This is a genomic window from Vibrio jasicida CAIM 1864 = LMG 25398 (assembly GCF_000400365.1).
Classification (GTDB): domain Bacteria; phylum Pseudomonadota; class Gammaproteobacteria; order Enterobacterales; family Vibrionaceae; genus Vibrio; species Vibrio jasicida.
In genome coordinates, this window is sequence record NZ_BAOG01000115.1 from 1 (window position 1) to 5,252 (window position 5,252).

General features: G+C 45.3%; 5 protein-coding genes. 2 read left to right on the forward strand and 3 right to left on the reverse strand.

All coding sequences use genetic code 11. The features are described from left to right. The first annotated feature begins 233 nt into the window (after positions 1 to 233). Positions 234 to 1,670, forward strand: coding sequence for a catalase KatE2 (gene katE2 / locus VJL_RS23795; RefSeq protein ID WP_009704876.1), 1,437 nt, complete (start codon positions 234 to 236; stop codon positions 1,668 to 1,670). A 195-nt stretch (positions 1,671 to 1,865) separates the two neighbouring features. On the opposite strand, the gene VJL_RS23800 is transcribed toward katE2, so the two are convergent. Beyond that, positions 1,866 to 2,744 (reverse strand): NAD(P)-dependent oxidoreductase, encoded by an 879-nt coding sequence (locus VJL_RS23800; protein WP_038881786.1) that lies wholly within the window; start codon positions 2,742 to 2,744, stop codon positions 1,866 to 1,868. 116 nt (positions 2,745 to 2,860) lie between these two features. Continuing rightward, positions 2,861 to 3,229: a DoxX family protein gene (locus tag VJL_RS23805; protein WP_038881789.1), complete on the reverse strand. Its 369-nt coding sequence runs from the start codon at positions 3,227 to 3,229 to the stop codon at positions 2,861 to 2,863. Positions 3,230 to 3,330: 101 nt separating this feature from the next. On the opposite strand from VJL_RS23805, the gene VJL_RS23810 reads away from it, so the two are divergent. After that, positions 3,331 to 4,218, forward strand: a complete 888-nt coding sequence (locus VJL_RS23810) for a LysR family transcriptional regulator (RefSeq protein WP_038881787.1) — start codon at positions 3,331 to 3,333, stop codon at positions 4,216 to 4,218. Between the two features lie 326 nt (positions 4,219 to 4,544). Here the strand turns inward: VJL_RS23810 and VJL_RS23815 are convergent. Next, on the reverse strand, positions 4,545 to 5,252 hold a 708-nt coding region (locus tag VJL_RS23815), incomplete at its 5' end, for a PTS fructose transporter subunit IIBC (protein ID WP_038881790.1).

The window sequence follows — 5,252 nt, forward strand, 5'->3', positions numbered from 1 at the left end:
GACAGAAATCATTCACACTAAACATGCCTGAATACCATTTATAATCCACACGACAAATAATGTTAATTGACACAAAGCCATTAATTAACAACCACTTAAATCATAGGTGACACCTATCACACTGATTGCTAATAACAGTTTTTTTCTTCTCAATTACAGCGTTATTCTCCTCGCATAACTTTCGGATTTATCCAAAAGACAAGATTTATTATCACTATTGCAAGGAAATTCAAATGAGCAAGAAATTGACTACAGCAGCAGGTTGCCCTGTCGCACATAACCAAAACGTTATGACTGCAGGTCCTCGTGGCCCTCAACTATTACAAGACGTTTGGTTCCTTGAAAAATTGGCACACTTTGACCGCGAAGTGATCCCTGAGCGTCGTATGCACGCAAAAGGTTCTGGTGCTTACGGTACGTTCACAGTAACGCACGACATCACAAAATACACTCGCGCTAAAATCTTCTCTGACATCGGCAAAAAAACAGAACTATTCGCTCGCTTCACTACTGTAGCTGGTGAGCGCGGTGCAGCAGACGCAGAACGCGACATCCGTGGTTTCGCACTAAAATTCTACACTGAAGAAGGTAACTGGGACTTGGTTGGTAACAACACACCAGTATTCTTCCTACGTGACCCACTAAAATTCCCAGACCTAAACCACGCAGTAAAACGCGACCCTCGCACTAACATGCGTAGCTCTACCAACAACTGGGATTTCTGGACATCACTACCAGAAGCATTCCACCAAGTGACTATCGTCATGAGTGACCGTGGTATCCCAGCGTCTTACCGTCATATGCATGGTTTTGGTAGCCACACATTCAGCTTCATCAACGCAGAAAACGAGCGTTACTGGGTGAAATTCCACTTCAAAACTCAGCAAGGCATCAAGAACCTGACTGACCAAGAAGCAGAAGCGATCGTAGGTAAAGACCGCGAAAGCCATCACCGTGACCTTTACGAAGCGATTGAGCGTCAAGACTTCCCTAAATGGAAGATGTACGTACAGATCATGCCTGAGCTAGAAGCGGATGAAGTCAACTTCAACCCATTCGACCTTACACGTGTATGGTCTCAAAAAGACTACCCACTGATCCCAGTTGGTGAGTTTGAACTGAACCGTAACCCAGAAAACTTCTACGCAGAAGTTGAGCAATCAGCGTTCAACCCAGCAGCAGTAGTACCTGGTATCGGCTTCTCTCCAGATAAGATGCTACAAGGTCGTCTGTTCGCTTACGGCGATGCTCAGCGTTACCGTCTAGGTGTGAACCATCATCAAATCCCAGTGAACGCACCTCGTTGCCCAGTTCACAGCTACCACCGCGATGGCGCAATGCGCGTTGATGGCAACTTTGGTTCAACACTAGGTTACGAGCCAAACTACAAACAAGAATGGGCAGAGCAACCAGATTACTCTGAGCCACCTCTACGCATCAACGGCAACGCTGATCACTACGATCACCGTGTAGACGAAGACTACTTCAGCCAAGCGGGTGACCTATTCCGTCTGATGAGTGAAGAGCAACGTCAAACTCTGTTCGACAACACAGCTCGCGCAATGGACGGTGTGCCAGAGTTCATCCAACAGCGCCACGTTCAACATGCATACCAAGCAGACGAAGCGTACGGCAAAGGTCTTGAGATTGCGCTAGGCTTAAACAAGTAAGCAAACGCGGTAATCATCACACTGTGTGATTAAAAGACATAAAAAAGGAGGTGCCCAACAGCACCTCCTGATTTCAAATCACTAATCCTTAATCACTAGCCACAACCAATGCTCAAGGAGATTCATTATGATTAACTTAGATTTCTTTAAGCTCTTTGATACCAAAGAACTGTTTATTTATTACTGATTCATCAACTACTGATTTTTAGCGACCGCTTTGATCAGTACTGATGTATCCATGCGCCCTAAACCATCGCGTTGAAGGTCTGCGTATTGCTCATCCACTTTCTTAGTCAGTGGAAGTTCTAGACCCACTCGCTCTGCTTCTTGCAGACAGAAACCCAAGTCTTTGCGCATCCAATCAATAGCGAAGCCAAAATCGAACTTATCTTCCGCCATCGTATTTGCACGGTTTTCCATCTGCCATGAACCTGCAGCGCCATGCTTCAACGTTTCTACAACTTGAGCGATGTCCAAGCCTGATTTTTGAGCCAGTAGCAAAGCTTCACTCAGACCTTGTAAAACACCACCAATACAGATTTGGTTTACCATCTTACAACGTTGGCCCTGACCGTTTTCACCCAGTAGCGTCATCTGCTTCGCGTACACATCCATCGCTGGAGACACACGATCAAAAATGTTTTGTTCACCACCACACATGATGGTTAGAACACCATTTTCTGCGCCCGCTTGACCACCAGAAACTGGCGCATCAATGAAGTGATTGCCGTATTTAACACACGCTTCAGCCAGCTCAACCGCTAGGTCTGCAGAAGTCGTCGTGTGGTCCACTAACACTGCATCCGCTTTCAAGCCAACCAGAATGCCTTCTTCACCGTAAACAACGCTACGAACATCATCATCATTACCCACACAGGTAAAAACGATGTCACAGCCTTCTGCCGCTTCACGTGGTGTTTCACAAGCCACACCTTGGTATTCTTCAGCCCAATTGTCGGCTTTCGCTTTTGTGCGGTTGTATACTTTGGTTTCATAGCCCGCTTTACTTAGGTAACCAGCCATTGGGTATCCCATCACACCCAGACCAATAAATGCTACTCTTAGTTTTTCCATTGCAAGCCTCCTTGAATTCGAAATACGTTATGTTTTGAAACTATTACTATTTGAAACAGTTAATATTTGAAACATGTTACTAAAGATTTCAGAACATTACTTGCAATAATTTCGTCTTAAATAAGCGCAACAAACTCAATCAAAGGCGAAGCCACCAAAAGTGATAATAAAAGCGTCACAATGGACGGAATCGCATCTTTGCAAGTATCAAAACGAAAATGGAAAAACATCGCACTAACTGAGGTGAAAACAATAAAACTTGCACCTATCGCACTTAACAAGTTGTTCGTCGATAACAAGCCAATTAACATCAAAATTGCACCCGTTACTTCAACCAGTCCAACCAAAAACATAGCGGCACGGTTCAACCCATATTTATGAAAGAAAGCGAGCTGTGGCTCAAAAATCGGTTTCACCCAACCAATGATTTTGATAGAACTGGCAAACAAGAAAAACGCGATTAATACCCCTTGAATAAACACTATGACTTTAACTCCCCAACAGATGATGGAAGTATTAAAGCATTCCACTTAAAACTTAAGGAGAGTAGTATTTAGCTACTTACCATTCCAAATAGGAATGCATCATGGATAAATTTGATTGTTTGAAAGTCTTTTCTCGTGTCGCTCAGTTAGGTTCATTTACTGCCGCGGCTAACGAACTCAATACCACTCAGAGTGCGGTGAGCAAGAAGATCGCCTGGCTTGAGAGTGAAGTCGGTATCACCTTGTTTCATCGTCATGCTCGCGCTATCAGCTTAACTTCTGGTGGAAAACAATATCTCGAGCTGGCGCAGACACTCACAGAACAAATGGATTCCTTCGAGTCGCAGCTTAGACAAGAGCAAGCGTCGGTCTCTGGCGAGCTCAAGCTTTCAGTGCCGAGTGCGTTTAGCGTTCGCTTGTTATCTGCGCCACTGAATGAGTTTCTCAACCAACATCCAGAGCTTAGCGTTGATGTGTCAGTTTCGGACAAGTTTGTCGATTTAGTTGAAGGCAATGTTGATATCGCGATTCGTGCCGCCTACCTGAAAGACTCGGGGTTAAAAGCGCGTTGGTTGATGGATAACGAACTGGTTTACTTCGCCTCTCCAAGCTACCTCGACAAGCGCGACCCTATTCTTAGTGCAAACGATTTGTGTAAGCACTGCTGCTTAACCTACTCACTCTCCAATCCGTCTAACCTGTGGCGTTTTAGCGATGGAAATGAAACCATTAAAGTCAAAGTGGAAGAACAGGTTCGAAGTGATAGTCCTGAGATGTTGGTGCAAATGGCGAAGCTTGGGCAAGGCATCGCTGCAATGCCAAAATGGATGGTAGAACAAGAGCTCAACAATGGTGAGTTAATTCAAGTATTAACGCAATATCAATCAGTTAAGCTACCAATGTACATGGTTTACAAAGATAGTGAGTACCAACCTCAGCGCATTCGCACTTTCATTGATTTCTTGGTTAAGCACTTTTCTCAGGGGTAAAAAAAGCTCCATCAAAAATGATGGAGCTAACTAGCAGATAGCCTTAATTGGGATTATCCCCAAGTGACTTCAATATGCAGTATTCAGAGCTTGGTCACTGACTCGAGTTCGAGGAAAACATCGCAGCGTAATAGTGATCTATTTCCAAGGTGTTTGACAAAGAAATCGCTTCAGTGACAAGCTCCCGAAGGGCGAGTTGATTTGGTTTGCATACTTTGTTAAAGATTTTTGATTTAGCACCACTAGAACTTCAAATCGTTGCCTCGTCTGAAAACCAAATCATTCTCGCTGAACCATGCATATCGAGGTTACTTGGGGATATGTACTTAAGGGATTCTTTTCGCCTGCAACAGTGCTGCTGCATTTAGCATCGCGTCTTTAGTACTGACATCCAGCACCTTCATTTTTCTAAAGCGTTCCGGCTCTTTGATGGCGACATCGTGAGCGAAGATAACAAACCTCGCCTTGGCGATATCTTTGTCAGTGATTCGGTTAATGATGCCGTTCGCCCCTTGCGTTTCGACCTTGATCTTAATGCCTAACGCACAGGCGGCTTTCTCTAATGACTTCGCCGCTAAGAAGGTATGTGCCACACCTGATGGACAAGACGTCACGGCAAGAATATCTGCCTCACCCTCACCTTGCACAGACGTGTAAGCTTGAGATTGACCAACCGGACTGTCGTCTTCTGTGACCGTCTTCTTAAGCGCAATAACAATCAATGCTGTGGTAAACGAGCCTGCGATTGTGCCAACTATGTAGCCAATCTTGCCATCAACGACTGGCAGTACAATCCAGCCGCCCCACGGAGCGTGGTTAATCACATGGAACATAAAACCAATCACGTTACCGACAATACCACCAGCAACTATCGCAGGCAGTACGCGAGCTGGGTCACCGGCAGCAAACGGAATCGCCCCTTCACTGATGCCAATCATACCCATGATACCCGCGGCTTTACCCGCCTCACGCTCATCACGTTTAAACTTACTTGGCGATAGGAAAGTCGCTAACGCCATGCCCAGAGGCGGGGG

Excerpts from the sequence above, each read along its gene's own strand:
- katE2 (WP_009704876.1), top strand. The coding sequence starts at position 234 with ATGAGCAAGAAATTGACTACAGCAGCAGGTTGCCCTGTCGCACATAAC.
- VJL_RS23800 (WP_038881786.1), bottom strand. The coding sequence starts at position 2,744 with ATGGAAAAACTAAGAGTAGCATTTATTGGTCTGGGTGTGATGGGATAC.
- VJL_RS23810 (WP_038881787.1), top strand. The coding sequence starts at position 3,331 with ATGGATAAATTTGATTGTTTGAAAGTCTTTTCTCGTGTCGCTCAGTTA.